The organism is Luteibacter sp. SVR4-7G (assembly GCF_056755555.1).
In genome coordinates this window covers 1-229 of sequence record NZ_JBPGXO010000129.1, presented here as the reverse complement: position 1 = coordinate 229, position 229 = coordinate 1, and the positions used below count along the sequence as shown (strand labels likewise).

General features: G+C 63.8%; 1 pseudogene. It reads left to right on the top strand.

Annotation, left to right across the window (positions count from 1 at the left end):
* Positions 1-229 (top strand): annotated as a pseudogene (locus tag ACR9ZH_RS18490) (nitrilase-related carbon-nitrogen hydrolase); the annotation flags it as partial.

The window sequence follows — 229 nt, the reverse complement described above, 5'->3', positions numbered from 1 at the left end:
ATTCCCGAGGGCACGTTCGCCACGACCGCCGCCATCCCGGCCTTCGCCGGCTACGCGCAGCAGCGAGGAATCACCCTGAATATTGCCGTGCACTTCCAGGGCGAAACCGGTGCCGAGCGCAACATGGCGATGGTGTTCCAGCCAGGAGCGGCGTCGCCCCTCATGTACGACAAGCACCAACTGATCCCCCGATTCGAAGACAGGTTCACGCCGGGCAGTGAAATCCAGG